Annotated in this window: 12 protein-coding genes; 1 reads left to right on the forward strand and 11 read right to left on the reverse strand. The window is 47.3% G+C overall.

Going from position 1 to position 15,854, the window contains the following annotated elements; translation table 11 throughout:
* Positions 1-21: 21 nt before the first annotated feature.
* From N6H06_RS19190 to N6H06_RS19200, 3 genes are all read right to left on the reverse strand, one after another.
* Entirely contained in the window at positions 22-987 is a 966-nt protein-coding gene (locus tag N6H06_RS19190) for an ABC transporter permease (protein ID WP_062750148.1), read from the reverse strand.
* Positions 988-1,081: 94 nt separating this feature from the next.
* Positions 1,082-2,563 carry a response regulator transcription factor gene (locus tag N6H06_RS19195; protein ID WP_213029426.1) on the reverse strand — a complete coding sequence of 494 codons (1,482 nt, stop codon included), beginning with the start codon at positions 2,561-2,563 and terminating at the stop codon, positions 1,082-1,084.
* Positions 2,556-4,355 carry a sensor histidine kinase gene (locus N6H06_RS19200; protein ID WP_263707735.1) on the reverse strand — a complete coding sequence of 600 codons (1,800 nt, stop codon included), beginning with the start codon at positions 4,353-4,355 and terminating at the stop codon, positions 2,556-2,558. The genes N6H06_RS19195 and N6H06_RS19200 overlap by 8 nt, the downstream gene beginning before the upstream one ends.
* Positions 4,356-4,823: 468 nt before the next feature.
* Between N6H06_RS19200 and yicI the strand changes: the two genes are divergently transcribed.
* Positions 4,824-7,127, forward strand: coding sequence for an alpha-xylosidase (gene yicI, locus N6H06_RS19205; RefSeq protein ID WP_263707736.1), 2,304 nt, complete (start codon positions 4,824-4,826; stop codon positions 7,125-7,127).
* Between the two features lie 111 nt (positions 7,128-7,238).
* On the opposite strand, the gene N6H06_RS19210 is transcribed toward yicI, so the two are convergent.
* The 8 genes from N6H06_RS19210 to N6H06_RS19245 all read right to left on the reverse strand — a co-directional run bounded on the left by N6H06_RS19210 (position 7,239) and on the right by N6H06_RS19245 (position 15,724).
* On the reverse strand, positions 7,239-8,462 hold the full coding sequence (locus N6H06_RS19210; RefSeq protein WP_263707737.1) for an MFS transporter: 1,224 nt from the start codon (positions 8,460-8,462) through the stop codon (positions 7,239-7,241).
* Positions 8,463-8,483: 21 nt separating this feature from the next.
* The gene (locus N6H06_RS19215) at positions 8,484-9,476 is read right to left on the reverse strand and encodes an ROK family protein (protein ID WP_263707738.1); all 993 of its coding nucleotides are present in this window, start codon (positions 9,474-9,476) and stop codon (positions 8,484-8,486) included.
* 166 nt (positions 9,477-9,642) lie between these two features.
* Entirely contained in the window at positions 9,643-11,103 is a 1,461-nt protein-coding gene (locus N6H06_RS19220) for a protein adenylyltransferase SelO (protein ID WP_263707739.1), read from the reverse strand.
* A gap of 157 nt (positions 11,104-11,260) precedes the next feature.
* The gene (locus N6H06_RS19225; protein WP_213029432.1) at positions 11,261-12,427 is read right to left on the reverse strand and encodes a UxaA family hydrolase; all 1,167 of its coding nucleotides are present in this window, start codon (positions 12,425-12,427) and stop codon (positions 11,261-11,263) included.
* Positions 12,424-12,714, reverse strand: a complete 291-nt coding sequence (locus tag N6H06_RS19230) for a UxaA family hydrolase (protein ID WP_249413937.1) — start codon at positions 12,712-12,714, stop codon at positions 12,424-12,426. The genes N6H06_RS19225 and N6H06_RS19230 overlap by 4 nt, the downstream gene beginning before the upstream one ends.
* Before the next feature lie 223 nt (positions 12,715-12,937).
* The gene (locus N6H06_RS19235) at positions 12,938-14,221 is read right to left on the reverse strand and encodes a TRAP transporter large permease (RefSeq protein ID WP_263707740.1); all 1,284 of its coding nucleotides are present in this window, start codon (positions 14,219-14,221) and stop codon (positions 12,938-12,940) included.
* Positions 14,199-14,714, reverse strand: coding sequence for a TRAP transporter small permease (locus N6H06_RS19240; protein ID WP_263707741.1), 516 nt, complete (start codon positions 14,712-14,714; stop codon positions 14,199-14,201). The genes N6H06_RS19235 and N6H06_RS19240 overlap by 23 nt, the downstream gene beginning before the upstream one ends.
* Positions 14,711-15,724, reverse strand: a complete 1,014-nt coding sequence (locus N6H06_RS19245; RefSeq protein WP_263707742.1) for a C4-dicarboxylate TRAP transporter substrate-binding protein — start codon at positions 15,722-15,724, stop codon at positions 14,711-14,713. The genes N6H06_RS19240 and N6H06_RS19245 overlap by 4 nt, the downstream gene beginning before the upstream one ends.
* Positions 15,725-15,854 lie beyond the last annotated feature (130 nt).

A 15,854-nucleotide genomic window follows, 5' to 3' on the forward strand; every position in this document is an offset into this window, starting at 1 on the left:
TTTATTCACTTCCCTCCCCCCTTACATGACACTTTGATTGGAATAGCGTTTGAATATGCCGTTTGCAATAAAAAGCAGAATAATCGCTACAAGCGAGTTGAAAATGCCGATCGCTGTCCCATAAGAAAAACGACTAAGGTTAATGCCATAATTTAACGCATACAAATCAAGTACTTCAGAATAGTTAACAACTGTCGGGTTTCCAAGCAAAAATTGCTTTTCAAAACCGATGGTCATTAAGCTGCCAATCGACAGAATGAGCACGACTAAGATCGTTGGGCGGATGCCTGGCAACGTAATATGCCAAATTTGCCGCCACCTGCTGGCGCCATCGACTTTTGCCGCCTCATAAAGCTGAGGATCGACTCCAGCCATTGCCGCCAAAAAGATGATCGAGTTCCAGCCCATTTCCTTCCACAAATCAGCAAGTGTGACAATAATCCAAAACCATTCGCCTTTCGTCATAAATTGGATCGGCTTATCAGCAGCCCCTGTTGCCACGAGAATTTCATTGACAATGCCTCCATCAACAGAAAGCATTTTTGTGACAATCCCGGCAACAACGACCCACGAGACAAAATGGGGCAAGTACGAAACGGTTTGTACAGTCTTTTTAAACAATTTTGCCCGCGCTTCGTTTAACAGCACGGCAAATAGAATTGGAAATGTAAAACCGACAAGCAACCCTAAAATGCTCATGACTAACGTGTTCCGCAACACTAAGTAAAAGCGTTCATCTTGGAACAACTCAATGAAATGCTTGAGCCCTACCCATTCCTGCTCAAAAAAGGCCAGCCCTGGGCGATAATCTTGAAAGGCCATCGTCCAGCCGAACAACGGCAAATAATGGAATACAAACACCCAGGCGACAAACGGCAATGACATCGCATAGAGATACCGTTGCTGCAGTACAGTTTGCCAAAAGGAGCGTTTTTGCCCTAAAGGCGCAGCAGCGACTGAATGCGCTTTCTTTTTTGTGAGCTTCATTTCACCCCCGCCTCTCTGTCTTTCATCTTAGCTGGATTTCGATTTTGGAAATACCAACTAAATCCGACTAGAAATCAGGCCAAAATTGGAGGGCCTAGCCTTTTTTTCTGAATGCCGACGGCGACATTCCCGTGTATTTTTTAAACTTGCGGTGAAAATAATCGACATTGGGATAGCCAACTTTTTCTGCCGCTTCATATACTTTGCAGCCAGCGCGAAGCAGCTCTTTGCTTTTGTTAATGCGGACTTTATCCAAATACGTGTTAAAATAATCGCCTGTTTCTTGTTTAAACCGTTTGCCTAAATAGGCGCTGTTGTAGTTTAAAACGGCAGAAATCGTCTCAAGCCGCAAATTTTCGTCGTAGCGGCTATCAATCATATCGATCATTTTTTTAACGGCGGCATCGTTGCTGCGCACGTTCGTATTCGCAGCAAGCTCGTCGCACAAACATAGAAGCACATGCCGCAATTGTAAAAAGTCTTCCGCTTCTTGGAGCTGGGCCGTGAAGCGATAGCCTTTTTGCGCCCATTCCTTTGCCAATACACGGCTAGCGATTAAGCGTTGGATGACGTTCAGCGCCAATTCACTTGCTTTTGCTTTTAAAGGAGCCTCCTTCATACCCCCGGCAGCGACATCCGCCAAAAAATCGGAGACCGCCTGTTTGGCCGGCTCTTTCTCACCAATATGGAGCGCCAAATAGGCGCGCTCTTCATAAAACGAAAGCGGCTTTTTCGCTGGCTGACCGCTTTGGAGCACAGTCGGCCGTTCTGAAATCACACTTCCTTTGTCTGCATAAAAGGCGAGTGAAAGAAGCTTTTTAGCAGCAGTATAGGAAACTTGAATCGCAGACAGCTTGCGAACACACTTCCCTAATGCCCCATGGCGCATATGGGCGAGCAGGTGAGACGCCCACTGCTGCAACTCGCTTTTCGCCAATCCCCCTTGCCTATGGCAAATCAATAAACCAGCGTGCCCGCCTTTGGCAAAGGGCACGGCGGTGTGGGGAATTTGTTCGGCTAAGTGCTCTAACTCGTCTCTCTCCCCAGCGTGTACCAAAAATATTTGATAGCGTGAGGCAGCAAGGCCAAGCCGAGAGATGTCCACACTTGGCGGAAGCGGTTTTCCTTCCAACAGGTTGAGCAGAAGTCGTTGTTGCTCGAACCGTACACTTTGCTGGTGCAAGACATGCGTTTGCTTTTTTTGTTCCAATTTGTGAAAGACGATTTGCAAATGCTCAATAAGCTCGTCTTCCTCTAAAGGCTTGAGCAAATACCCGTCTACGCCTTGACCGATCGCCTCTTGTGCGTAGTGAAAGTCGGCATGCCCACTAAGCAATAAAAAAGGGACAGCTTCGTTTTCAGTGCGAATTTGCTTCAGCAAAGACAGCCCGTCCATTTGTGGCATTCGTATATCAGCGATGACTAAATCAGGCTTATGGTGTTTGTATTTTTCAAGGGCATCTTTGCCATTGCATGCTAAGCTAGCCACTTCAAAACCATAGTGTTTCCAGGGAATTAGATTTTTTACCCCTTCCCGAATCATCCATTCATCGTCGGCAATTAACACTTTATACATGGCTTCCTTCCTCCTTCGGAATAAAAAAACGCACCGTTGTCCCCTCTCCTTGGCTGCTGCTGATCAAGAGCCCGTCGGTGCCATATGTTTGTTTTAAACGCTGATGGACATTGCGCAACCCAATCCGGTTTTCCGGCTTTTCAAGAGGATCTTCGATCATTGCGCGAACTTCTTGCTGCCGTTGTGGCCCCATTCCGATCCCGTTATCGCTCACTTCGATCCATATTCCGTCTTCTGCCTGCTTCACGCAAATGTTCACGTAGCCATCTGCCTCATTGGCTTCAAGCCCATGGGAGACGGCGTTTTCGACGAGCGGTTGGATCGTGAGAGGAATCACGGCAACTTCATCGATTGTAACAGCATCGTCCATGTCATACGTTAACCGCTCCCCATAGCGAAACGACTGAATTTCTAGATAGCTCCGCACCATTTCAAGTTCCTCCTTCAATGGAATCATGCTGCTGCCGACTTCTAAACTTTTTCGCAATAGCTGCCCTAGGCGTTTGACAGCCTTCGCAATGTCCGTTTCATTGCTCATATGGGCGCGCATACGGATTGCCTCAAGCGTATTAAACAAAAAATGGGGGTTCATTTGGCTTGCCATCATTTTAAATTTCATTTCATTTTGCTTCCGTTCAAGTGCCGTTTTCTGTTCATTGGCTTCGAGCACTTGGGCAATCGATTTGTTTAAGTCATCAATCATTTTGTTCAGCTGTAAAGAAATTTGACCAATTTCATCTGTTCCATCGAGCGCCACTTTCGTCGTTAAATTGCCTTGTGCCACTTCTTTCATCGTCGCGCTTAAACGCGAGAGCCTATTCACATACCCCCATGAAAACCACACGATTAAAAATAACGAGAACGCAATGCCGAGCCCGGTAACAAGAATGCCAAAATAACTAAGTTTTTTCGCCGCGCCAACGATATCCTCCGTATGGATAATCGAGACAATCCGCAGTTGGTTTTGGCTTAACTCGGGAAACAGACTAGTTTCCATCATGTGAATCGGTTCCCCATTTGCTTGGCCTTCGTAAAATCCACGCTTTCCTTCTCCCTGGTCTGTCACCACGACAAGCTCGTCCAAGTTTTCGCCAATGAATGACGGTTCCGACGACGAAATAATGGAATTGTGTTCATCGACCACGACCGTCTGGTGCGTTTCCTGTTGCATAATCGTTTCCAACAGGTCAGGGGCAATCGTAATAACGAGCAATCCGAATGTGCCATATTCAATAAAATTAATCCGTTTCATTAAACTTAAATAGTAACCGCCACCTTGCGTCTCGTCTTGCAAATAAAACCATTGGTAAAAGCCTACATCCGCTTTTGCGATGTTGTACCAACTGGCCATTTGCGACTCTTCAACTGGTATAAACGTCCAGTTATTCAACAACGTTGGGTTGTCTACATAAAGGCGGATGGTTTCAATTTCTGGGTGGTTTCCTTTGTGGTAGGCAAAATCAGGGTAAGAGCGGTATGCTTGAAAGACAGAAAACGAGTGATCGTAGTCAGTGTTGACCAGTTCGCTTAACCGTTCATCAAATTGCAAATGGTTCGCAACCATAATGGGCCCTTTCAGCACTTCATTGATTCGCTGTTTGACACGTTCGACATTCATTTCTGCCTGTTCTTGCGCATCCTTTATGGCATTGGCTTTTAATTCATTGGTTAAAAACAAGCCAACAACCGCAATTGGGATGACCACGCCAGACAGGAACATCAAAATAAGCTTATCCCTTATTTTGATTTGATTCAGTTTCGTCGAAACATATTGATGGAAAGCCTTCCTCATGTTGTCATCTCCTTCAAGCAAACGCTTTCAATTGTGCCCTCATTATAACGTATGCCTAAAAAGCCGATTTCCCGGAATCCGCTAAGGCTTTGATTCAGTCGACGTCAGACTGATGAAAACACTTGTCAGATAAAGAGTGAAGATGCGAGTAGACCGTAAGTCCGAAGTGCCAACAATCACAGAAGTTGCCCCATTTGGCTATCGTTGCTGTTCCTACTTCTACATTCAGTGTAGGACAAAGGCAAGGGCGCCATATAGAGAAAAAATCAGTGCAAATTTCATGTTAAAATTATAGGTAACAAGACAACACGATTGCTGGAAAACCGTATGCCATCAAGGCTTTTCTCCGGTCCTCTCGTCGTTTTGCTTCTTTTTGCCCTTAAGCTGCCTCATTGCGCATAACGGCAATCTCATGTACGATAATCCCGATTTCGAAAACGCTATCATATAAATGAGGTGAGTGAGACGATGAAGTTTAGCAATGGCTGCTGGATGAATCGAGCAGGCTTTGAGATTCGATCTCCGCAAGAAGTGTATGACATTCGCAAAACAGACTCAGAGGCAACACTGTTTGGCCCATTCCAAAAAATTGCTCATCCAGGGATGACACTTGACGGCGGTATGATGACCGTCACTGTATCGGCTCCTATGAATGACGTCATTCGCGTCCATAGCGTCCACCACGGAGGCGGCGTTGACAAGGGCCCTGATTTTCCTCTTTATATGGAAAAAGCAGACGTTGCCAGCAAAGAAGACGAACAGTCCTTTTCTTTCCAAAGCGGCGAACTTCTGCTAACAGTCAATAAAAACGACTGGCGTTTCGCTTTTTCCCGAAAAGGCGAAGTCGTGACGACAAGCGAAAGGCAATGCTTAAGCCACATTATCGATGACAACGGGGCCCCATTTATGCGCGAACAGCTGTCACTTGACGTCGGTGAGTACGTATACGGGCTCGGCGAACGGTTTACGCCATTTGTCAAAAATGGCCAGTCTGTTGACATTTGGAACGAAGACGGCGGCACTGGCAGCGAGCAAGCTTACAAAAACATCCCGTTTTACGTAAGCAATAAAGGCTACGGCGTTTTTGTCAACCATCCAGAACGGGTATCTTTTGAAATCGCTTCAGAGAAAGTATCAAAAGCGCAATTTAGCGTTCCCGGCGAACAGCTTGAGTATTTCATTATTTCTGGTGATACGCTTAAAGATGTGCTCCGCACCTACACAACGCTCACCGGCAAGCCGCCGCTGCTGCCGAAGTGGTCATTTGGCTTGTGGCTAAGCACGTCGTTTTTAACAAACTACGACGAAAAAACGGTCCATTCGTTTGTCGACGGCATGCAAGAACGGGACTTGCCTTTTGATGTCTTCCATTTTGATTGCTTATGGATGAAAGAGTTCGAATGGTGCAACTTCCAGTGGGATGAACGGACATTTCCAGACCCAAAAGGCATGCTTTCACGTTTAAAAGAAAAAGGGCTAAACATTTGTGTTTGGATCAATCCCTATATCGGCCAAAAATCACCGCTGTTTGCCGAAGCCAAACAGAAAGGCTACTTGCTAAAGCGCCCTGACGGCAGCGTGTGGCAGTGGGACAAATGGCAGCCTGGCCTTGCCGTTGTTGACTTTACAAATGAAGAGGCAAAAACGTGGTATACAGAAATGCTGGAAGCATTGATTGACATGGGCGTTGATAGTTTTAAAACCGATTTTGGCGAACGAATACCGACGGACGTTGTTTATGCAAATGGGGCCGACCCTCTGAAAATGCATAACTATTACACGCACCTTTATAACGAAACCGTTTACACATTGCTTGAAAAGCGCCTAGGAAAAAACAAAGCGGTCCTGTTTGCCCGCTCGGCAACGGTTGGCGGCCAGCAATTTCCAGTCCATTGGGGTGGCGATAGCTTTTCCACATACGCTTCCATGGCCGAGACGCTCCGGGGCGGCCTTTCACTTGGATTAGCTGGCTTTGGCTATTGGAGCCACGACATTGGCGGATTTGAAACAGGCTCAACGCCTGATCTGTACAAGCGTTGGACGCAATTTGGCTTGCTGTCCTCCCATAGCCGCTACCATGGAAGCGGCGATTACAAAGTGCCATGGCTGTATGACGAGGAAGCGGTAGATGTCACACGGTTGTTTACGAAATTAAAAAACCGATTAATGCCTTATTTATTTGCTAAAGCCGTTGAAGCAAGCAAAAATGGCGTGCCAATGCTGCGGCCGATGCTGCTCGAATACCGAGATGACGAAACATGCCACACACTTGACCGTCAATACATGCTTGGCGACCGCCTTCTCGTCGCGCCGATTTTTAATGAAACAGGGAACGTCCGCTATTACGCGCCAGCAGGCAATTGGACCAACCTCCTGACAAACGCGTTCATCGACGGCAGAAAATGGCATAGCGAACACCACAGTTATGAAACATTGCCACTGCTCGTCCGCGAAAACACGATTCTTCCTTTCGGAGCAGAAGAGCAAACAGCGAACTATGATTATACCGAAAATGTGGCCTTTCATTTATTCGAAATAAACGGTGAAGCAACGTGTACAATCCACGATGAAAACGGGACAGCTGCTGCTTCTGCCCGCGCCTCAAAAACAGGCAACACACTCGCTTTGAGCGCAAGCGGCGTAACAGGAACATGCACTTGGCTGCTGCGCAACGTCGACACCATTCGCAACCTAGACGGTGGGACGTGGACAACACATGAGCTTGGCGTCTTGGTAGTGGGCGAAGACGTAAGCGTCACATTGCCTGATTAACATAAGAACGGGGCAGCGATTGCTGCCCCGTTCAAACTGTCTTCTCTCTCCTGTGCGCTTGATCCACTTGTCAGATGGCCATCCCCACAACATTTTTCTCTGTCGTCCTCGTCACCCAACTTCACTTATCCGTTCACTGCCGCCTTTTCCCGCTTCTCTTAACAACCGTTTGCGAAAATGGAAGATGAGAAACATCAACGCTGTCATTACGATTGCAATCGCGAAAATCACGAGCAGCGTTACTTGCACGGAGTAATGATCAAGCAAGCTTCCTGTTAGACGAGGCAACAGCGCTCCGCCTAGTCCACCCATCGCAATTAACAAGCTCGTTGTCCGGTCTTCAAGCCCGGGTAGCCCTTCATTCACGACAAGCAATCCTAACGAAAAGATGCCTCCCATTAGCAACCCTGCGAAAAAGATGACGATAAAACGGATGATGTAATGGGGAGAAATCGCAAACAATCCGAGCATCGCTAACTGGCCAAAAACAGCAAGCAAAAACAAGGTCGCGACGTTTACTTTGCCGACGACAAAGACCATGATCATTCGCCCAATCGTCATCGCCCCCCAAAAGACGGTAATGCTAAGGGCAAGCACAGACGGGGAAAGGTCAGATGTCATTGCTAAAATCGAAGGCAAATAATTCGGGAACGTCATTTCGACGCCAACATAGCAAAAGAAAAACAATGAGCCAACTAAAACCAATGGCAGCGACGTTTTTGGATAACGAGCCTTTAATGGCCTCTCATCCCCATCAGCACCGGCAACGGCTTCTTTTGTTAGCAGCGGCTCATAGTCATCAAAACGGAGAAACAGCCATAAACAGAAGCTAATTAGCACAGCTGCACCGACGACCAAAAAGACCATATTCCAATTTCCATTTGCAATCAATAGAGCGGAAAGGACGGGCACAGCCAGCGCGCCTACCCCGAAAAACACTTCTGTCAGCACCATAATCGAAGCCTTTTTTTCCTTCAACTTGCCAATAATCAAACCGGCAAGAACGGTCTCCGTAAGCCCTAACCCTGCACCTCCAAGGGGGATGATTGCAAGCAATACATTCCAAGGCAGCATCAAGAACAGCGACAATTGCGAGGCTGCAAACAACGCTAACGCCAACAGCAAAACGAGCCTACGGCCAAGTACCTTTATGACGAGGGGCGCAAACAACACCCCTACTAAAAATCCAAGAAATTGGTTCATAATCAGCTGCCCACCATCACGGTAATCAAGCTGATACGCATTCATCATTGGCTCTAGGACAGAACCGATAATAATATGGCCAAATCCAGCAAGCAAATACGCCAAACAAGCCATCCATACGAGTTTTCTCATCGTTTCCTCCGATTTCGTCTCTCATTCATACACTTTTTCTTCTAGTCCTCTTAACACCATCGCCTTCAAGCCTCGCAGAAAATCAGCGCCAAAATCGTCAGATACCATCACTTTTGGCGAGACTGGCATCGTCTGCTTTTGCTCGTGCGCTTGCCAAGCAGCTAACAATTGTTCGTTGGTACAGCGATTTTGGTAAATAATGATTTTGTCAGGGGCAAGCACGGCATTCAGCAGTTGCAGCGTGTAGCAAACGAATTCAGTAAAACGCCTGCTTTCAAGCGGCTGATACCAATCAACGTCGACAGGCAGAAATTTAATTTCTCCCGCCATCCCGTTTTTGCCTTTAAACAATTTGCCGTCTATATACATGGCTGAACCAGGTGGGCGATGTGCTGGAAAAAAGAGGCCAATGATACACTCCCCTTCATTTGGCGGATCGTTTGTACAATAGCCGCTCAAGGCAGCATTAATGTCATTTTCCCACCATACTGGCAAAGCGCATTGCTGCTGGATCGTGTCCGTTAACCTCGCGCCAATTAGTTTTTCATGGCTGCTGACTTTCATTTCTCCGTCCACTTGCTGGCCAGGAATGCCCATTCCAATCATTTTAATCGCTGGATAGGCCGCTACATATTCATGGACAAGGGCACAAATCGCGTCAACGTCAAAATTGGCGACTGCATGCGTATGTTCTTTCAGAGAGTCGCCGTTTAGGTTAATCACCGATAGGAGCACTTCTTCCTTATGCTCATGAAGGATTAACAACAACGCCATGCAAACGTCATAGTTGTAATGATACGTTACTGGCGGACGGCCTCCCGTTGAATGAGCTGCCTTTCCTTCATAGATTTCCCCTATCTGTATAAGCTCTTTTACAAGCGAGGCGATTGTCACAACACTTAACCCAGTCGCTTCCGCCAATTGCGGTTTCGTTGCAATTCCTGCTGTGCGCACGGCACGGCGCACATTGTCCAAATTGATTTCTTTGAGCAACTGCGTATGCGCTTTTCCCATAGGCACCTCCATCTCATCTTCATAAATCCACTTTATAAAGTTATTTTATAAAGTAAGTATGGTGCAGCATGGATTCGCTGTCAAGACAAAAAAAAGAGCAATAACACTTGGTTATGCTCTTCCTTAGGAAAACAGGCAGTGCCTGCTCCCGAATGCACCATTACACTCATGTCCCACAATAAGTCACATAGCCATGTTGGCAACGTTCTGGCACCTCGGCATATCGTTCTTGCTCTTCACTGTACGCATAAGGCTCTTTTAATACAGCAATCAATTGTTTCACCAAGCTGTCATCTTCTTCATCAACTGCTGCCGCAAGCGCTTCTTCGACGCGGTGGTTACGTGGGATAACGGCAGGATTGTTGGTTTTCATCAGCTTCATCGCCTCGTCCTTCGTTTGCGCTTGCCTGCTTTGCCGCTGTTGCCATTGTTCCAGCCACTCGGCAAATTCAGCTGCGCCATTCATTGCCGTTTTGTCTGGCTGGCCTAGTGTTAACAACCGGAATGTATTGGTGTAATCCGCTTCATGCTCATGCATAAGGCGAAGCAACTTCTCTACAAAGTCCTTGTCGCCGTCTTCAGCATTGAATAAGCCTAGCTTTTTGCGCATGCCTGCCAGCCAATTGCTTACGTATTGGCCTTTAAAGCCTTCAATCGCTGATTGGGCCATTTCCACGGCTTTTGTTTCATCTTCGGCAAGCAAAGGCACGAGTGTTTCAGCAAACCTTGCCAAATTCCAGTTGGCGATTTGCGGCTGGTTGCCGTATGCATAACGCCCTTGCGTATCAATCGAACTAAATACAGTCGCCGGGTCGTAGTTATCCATAAAAGCACATGGCCCGTAATCGATCGTTTCCCCGCTTATCGTCATATTGTCGGTGTTCATGACGCCGTGGACAAAGCCAACGAGCTGCCATTGGGAAATTAGGTTAGCTTGGCGGGAAATGACTTGTTCCAACAAGGATAAATAAGGATTCTCGCTTTCCGCTATTTCTGGATAGTGGCGCTTAATCGCATAGTCAGCCAATGTTTTCACATCGCTTACTTCGCCACGGCCAGCCGCATACTGGAACGTGCCCACACGAAGATGGCTTTCGGCGACGCGTGTCAGCACAGCGCCAGGCAGTTCCGTTTCACGGAATATTTCCTCTCCGGTAGTCACAACAGCGAGACTTCTTGTTGTCGGAATGCCAAGTGCGTGCATCGCTTCACTAATCAAAAATTCCCTCAACATCGGACCAAGCGCCGCACGACCGTCGCCGCCACGGGAAAAAGGCGTCCGCCCTGATCCTTTTAACTGGATGTCAAAGCGTTTGCCTTCAGGCGTGATTTGCTCGCCAATGAGTAACGCGCGGCCGTCCCCTAACATTGTAAAGTGGCCGAATTGGTGGCCAGCATACGCTTGAGCGAGCGCCTCCCCTCCTTCAGGGATCGCATTGCCTGCAAGTACGGCGACGCCTTCAGGCTGTTGCAACGCTTCCCCATTCAAACCAAGAGCAGTCGCCAACGGTTCATTAAAGAGGACAAGCTTTGGCGACCGCACTGGGTTTGGCTTAAGGCGAGCGAAAAACGGCTGTGGAAGACGGGCGTAACTGTTGTCAAAATTCCATTTCGCTTGTTCAGTCATGGTATCCCCTTTTCGTATGTGCCATTGATTATAGTCAGTGTTTGTTGTTTATTTTTCCATTATACATGGCATCATTACACATACCAATGATAACGGCCGCCTTCCCTTTTCATCAGCCAACGCCAGCGGCCTTGGACTTGCTACTCCCTCTCTCTATTTAAAAAGTAGGACCAATCCGCCAAATGCCAAAATCATGTTGTTTTAAGATTTCGGCTTTCGTCCGTTTGCCTGAAGCAACTGCAGCGACTTCAGCCAATAGGCGTTCGCCAGTTGATTCGATGCTTTCTTTTCCTTCAATAATCGTACCTGCATTAAAATCGATGTTTTCGTTCATTTTTTCAAACATCGCCGTATTGGTCGCGACTTTAATCACTGGTGCAATTGGCGAGCCAGTCGGTGTGCCTCTTCCACTTGTAAACAATACGAGTTGCGCGCCCCCTGCCGTCATCCCTGTGAGCTGCTCAATATCATGGCCTGGCGTATCCATCCAGACGAGGCCTTTTTTCGTTGGCCGTTTTGCATAATCAACAATTTCATGCAATGTTCGTGTTCCCGCTTTTGCTGCTGCGCCTAACGACTTTTCTTCTAATGTCGTCAGCCCGCCTTGTTTATTGCCTGGGCTCGGGTTGCCGGTACGGATGTCAACACCCATTTGAAAAGCGCGGTTTTCCATTGCTTCAATGACTTCATAAACACGCTTGGCGACGCGGTCATTGGCTGCCCTGCCGGCGAGCAAATGTTCAGCGCCGATTAGCTCAGTCGTTTCGGCCAAAATAGACGTGCCTCCATAATCAGCAATGGCATCACTGACATAACCGACAGCTGGGTTTGCCGACAATCCGGAGCATGCATCGGAGCCGCCGCATTCCGTGCCAACAATAAGATCAGAAAACGCAATCGGCTCCCGTTCTAGCGCGGAGGCGTCTTGCACCATTTTGGTCGCAATGCGCGCCGCTTCACAGGTTGCTTGCAATGTGCCGCCATAATCTTGGATCGAGACCAGTTCAACAGGTTTGTTGCTCTTCTTAGCGATTTCTGCAGCTACACTTTTGCCTTGGTGTGTTTCACACCCGAGCCCCATTACAACCACTCCGTAGACATTTGCGTTTAACCCCATTCCGACGTACGTCCGAAACGTTTGCTCATAGTCGCTTCCCACTTGTGCACACCCGTGCTGGTGAATGACAGAAACAGTGCCGTCGACCAGTTTTGTTACGTTTTGCGCAGCCTGCGTGGCACAGACAATCGTCGGTAAAATCAGCACATGGTTGCGGATGCCGACTTGACCATCTCGACGGCGAAATCCTGTTAATTTCAAGCTCATACGCGTTGATCTCCCCTTCCCCTTTTGCCTTCAACATTATGGAGATGGACATGCTCTCCTACTGCAATATCGGTTGAAGCAACGCCGATCACTTCCCCGTATTTTGTAATGTCTGCTCCCTTTTTGATCGGGTAAAGGGCAAATTTATGGCCAAAGTCTATGTTATTTTTTAAATGTAGTGGCTTTTCTCCGTCGATCGTGACTACGTGCCCTTTTTCAAAATCCCGCAAAGCAGTGGCAACATTGTCCTTTTGCTGCATGACGACATGTGTCTTTGTTTCGCTCAAAACGCCCTCATCCTTTCCATTCTATTGGCCAGCTATCCATCTGTTTTTTTAGCCATTCCGATATGTGGCCATTGCTTGCTCTTCCTTGATCAATGCATGGGTAGCCCGCAAATGGAGCTACTGTCACATTTTCTTCGTCGACTGCTCCGACTCAGACAGAGCCTTGTTTTTTGTAGACGGATTAGTTTCATCGTCAATCCCCTTTTCTTTGTTATTGATTGATTTAAGACAAGACAGACGGCAACCACAACGACAAGGCCGGAATGAAAATTATGATCAGCGAAAAGCCAATCAGCAGCACCCAAAACGGTATAACCTCTTTAATGAACGTTTCAATTTTTACCTTTGCAATCGAGGCCGTTGTGAACATAATGGTGCCGATTGGCGGTGTGATCGTGCCAATGCTCAAACAAAGAATAAAGAAGATTCCGAAATGAACAGGGTCAATCCCGTATGTCTCAAGCACGGGCATAAAGATTGGCGTTAAAATTATAAGCATGACGTTTCCTTCAATAAACATCCCCACAATGAGCAGAAACAACAACAATAACAACAAAAACGCAAGTGGGTGTTCGACCGAAGCGGTAATGGCGGAAGCAAGCTGTTGCGGGACTTGCTCAAGCGTCAAAATCCAGCCAAATGCGGTGCCTGCTGCAATAATAATCATGACAGTGGCAATAATTTGCACCGATTCTTTCGCAGCGGTGACTAAATCCCTGAACGTCATTTCCCTGTATATAAACAAGCCAATAACAAGTGCGTACAGGACAGCAACTGCTCCCGCTTCAGTCGGGCCGAACATCCCTAAACGGATGCCACCGATAATGAGAACCGGAAGCAAAAGAGCGAGTAAAGCATCTTTTGAAGCAATCGCCACTTGTTTGAAAGAAGGGAAAGGGTTCCTTTCCTGCTCAAAGCCGTGCTTTTTAGCGGCGAAGTGGACATAAACCAATAAAATCGCTGCCAACATGAAACCCGGGATAATACCGGCAATAAACAAGTCGCTGATTGAGACATTGCCCACATAGCCATAAAGAATCAAGGCAATGCCTGGAGGCAAGATTGGTGTGATGAGCGAGCTTGTCGCCGTTAATGCTGCTGAAAAACCAGGCGCGTAGCCTTTTTTGACCATTTCTGGGACGACAATTTTTGTTTGCATAGCGGCGTCCGCTACATTCGAACCCGATAAGCCGCCCATTAGCACACTAAGCAGCACATTCACTTTCGCCAATCCGCCAGTCAAGTGGCCAGTTACAAGCTTGGCAAATACAAGCATTCGTTGCGTAATTCCGGTATAGTTCATCAAAACACCAGCAGTGATAAAAAAGACAATTCCAAGCAGCGGAAAGGATTCAACTCCGCTTACTACCCGTTGCGTCAGTGTTTCATTCATAAAGCTTGGATTGGCAATAAAGTAAATGGCCGCTCCTGCAAGCATCGCGTAAGCTACAGGAACATTCAGGACAATTAGGAGCACAATCACACTAACAATTAAGAGAAGCATCATCGCTTTTCCCCTCTTCCTGGTAGATAAATGAGCGGTCCTTGCGTAAAAGCACGCTTACTAAATGGTAGAGCGCAAGTATGCCGCCGACAGGAAGCGCCATATAGATGAAGCGAAAAGGAACGCCAAGCACAGGTGTCACTTTCCAATGGGTGTCAATGGCTAGCTTTGTGCCCCAATAAACAAAAACAACACATGTCACAGCTAGTAACACAACTAGGCGAAAACGTTGCACCCACACAAACGCATCTTTAGGCAGTTTGCGGACAAAATAATCGATTCCGACATGTTCATTTCGCTTCATAACAGCGCTAATACCGATAAACGTTAACCAAACAAACAGCGCTAAACTTATTTCTTCGCTCCACGTGATCGGCTGAGACAACACAAACCGGAAAAACACGTTGGCACCGATCAAAATGACAATCAGGCTCAAAGCAATCGCACCGATCCAATCATCAACCGATGCAAGCCAATTAGTCGCTTTCTTCCTCATTCCTCTCCCTCTTTCGGCCTCTGTGCCATTAAATCGCGCACTTTTTCGTAAAGCCCCGGTGACCATGACGGCATCCCTTCATAAAAAGGAGCGACTTTTTCTCGGAACAGAGATTGATCGATCTCATTGACAACCATCCCTTCATCGGTGAAAAATTGAAGCGCCTTCTGTTCCTTTTGTTTAGTAATGTCATAGGCATACTCAGCCGCCTCTTCACTCGTTTCGGCAAGAATCTTGGCAAGGTCATCAGGCAAATCTTCCATCATTTTTGCCCCTGCCACCCACACGCCCATTACTTTAATGTGCCCCGTTAGCGTTAAGTACGACGTTACCTCATTCGTACGGGTGCCTTGAAGCACAGGTAGAGGATTTTCGGCGCCATCAATGACCCCTTGCTGTAGCGATGCATATAAATCGCCAAGTGGAAGGGGCGTTGGTGAAGCTCCTAACTCATGGAAGGCACGAATATACAAGTTGTTGTTCGGGACACGAATTTTCATCCCTCGCAAATCATCCGGCGTGTTGACTTCTTTTTTAGTCATCAAGTGCCTCTCTCCGTAAATCGTCCTCTTTCCTAGCAAAGAAAGTCCGAGCTCGTTCATCTCCTCTTCAAGCCCTGCATACCAATCGGTCGTCGTCAAATAAAGCAAGTCTTCAAAGCCTTCTGCCAAATACGGCGCCCCTAAAATGCCAAAGTCAGGTACGTAGTCCATTAAAAAATCATACGCAGTGAACACAATGACGTTGTTGCCGCGCATCGCCAACTCAATCATGTCGCTTTCACTGCCAAGCTGAGAGCTAGGGTATACTTGAAGTTGCAAGCGACCGTTGCTCGCTTCTGCTGCTAGCTCTTGCCATTTCCTTGCCTGCTGATCAATCGGTTCCCCAGGCTGATTCCCATAAGCCATATTAATCGTATACACATCGTCTAAAGCCGTCTTCGATGCCACGGTCGGATACGCGCAGCCAACTAACAGCAAGCATAACATTGCATATACGACTGTTTTCATCGCCGCCCCCTTCATTGGCATCCATCTCCCCTTTTACGTGATAACTGCCTTTCTCACGATCAAGTACGACCAACAGAAAGCGCTTTCAAAATTGGTCATCTGTATGCTACCATGATTACACAAACGTGAT

Origin of the sequence: Shouchella tritolerans (assembly GCF_025770735.1) — a bacterium.
Classification (GTDB): Bacteria; Bacillota; Bacilli; order Bacillales; family Bacillaceae_D; genus Shouchella; species Shouchella tritolerans.

Excerpts from the sequence above, each read along its gene's own strand:
- N6H06_RS19245 (WP_263707742.1), bottom strand. The coding sequence starts at position 15,724 with ATGAAAACAGTCGTATATGCAATGTTATGCTTGCTGTTAGTTGGCTGC.
- yicI (WP_263707736.1), top strand. The coding sequence starts at position 4,824 with ATGAAGTTTAGCAATGGCTGCTGGATGAATCGAGCAGGCTTTGAGATT.
- N6H06_RS19220 (WP_263707739.1), bottom strand. The coding sequence starts at position 11,103 with ATGACTGAACAAGCGAAATGGAATTTTGACAACAGTTACGCCCGTCTT.
- N6H06_RS19235 (WP_263707740.1), bottom strand. The coding sequence starts at position 14,221 with ATGATGCTTCTCTTAATTGTTAGTGTGATTGTGCTCCTAATTGTCCTG.
- N6H06_RS19210 (WP_263707737.1), bottom strand. The coding sequence starts at position 8,462 with ATGAGAAAACTCGTATGGATGGCTTGTTTGGCGTATTTGCTTGCTGGA.
- N6H06_RS19200 (WP_263707735.1), bottom strand. The coding sequence starts at position 4,355 with ATGAGGAAGGCTTTCCATCAATATGTTTCGACGAAACTGAATCAAATC.
- N6H06_RS19215 (WP_263707738.1), bottom strand. The coding sequence starts at position 9,476 with ATGGGAAAAGCGCATACGCAGTTGCTCAAAGAAATCAATTTGGACAAT.
- N6H06_RS19225 (WP_213029432.1), bottom strand. The coding sequence starts at position 12,427 with ATGAGCTTGAAATTAACAGGATTTCGCCGTCGAGATGGTCAAGTCGGC.
- N6H06_RS19195 (WP_213029426.1), bottom strand. The coding sequence starts at position 2,563 with ATGTATAAAGTGTTAATTGCCGACGATGAATGGATGATTCGGGAAGGG.
- N6H06_RS19190 (WP_062750148.1), bottom strand. The coding sequence starts at position 987 with ATGAAGCTCACAAAAAAGAAAGCGCATTCAGTCGCTGCTGCGCCTTTA.
- N6H06_RS19240 (WP_263707741.1), bottom strand. The coding sequence starts at position 14,714 with ATGAGGAAGAAAGCGACTAATTGGCTTGCATCGGTTGATGATTGGATC.